2 pseudogenes are annotated in these 369 nt (G+C 53.4%); both read left to right on the forward strand.

From position 1 onward, the window contains the following. A pseudogene (locus BEA93_RS26005) lies at positions 1 to 186 on the forward strand (phage tail protein); the annotation flags it as partial. A gap of 13 nt (positions 187 to 199) precedes the next feature. Continuing rightward, a pseudogene (locus tag BEA93_RS24775) lies at positions 200 to 369 on the forward strand (DUF4376 domain-containing protein); the annotation flags it as partial.

Genomic DNA, 369 nt, shown 5'->3' on the forward strand with positions numbered 1-369 from the left:
GGGTCACAACTGGGCGGAGTTAATCTTTCGTGCACAATATCTTCTGCGGGGGCTGGCTCCTACGGTTCCACACCGAGTGCAGGAGCTACAGGGTACACTTTTCCGGGGCGTTATATGGCGTTATCCGGGGTCAGGGACTCTTACGGAACAAGCGGTCGTATCTGCCTGTTTGTGCGCATCGAGTAACGGGGAATAAAACATGAAAATCAGAGCAGTAAAGGGCATCAGAAACGCCCATTATCTCGAAAATGGTGCGGTTGACTGCGAGGTGTTATTTGAAGGTGAAACGGAATTCGTCCCGTATACCGCCATGCAGGACGATAGCGCCCCGACAGGCCAGCGCATCTGGGAAGAGTTACAGAGCGGCAA

Origin of the sequence: Escherichia sp. MOD1-EC5950, assembly GCF_002965345.1 — a bacterium.
Classification (GTDB): domain Bacteria; phylum Pseudomonadota; class Gammaproteobacteria; order Enterobacterales; family Enterobacteriaceae; genus Escherichia; species Escherichia marmotae.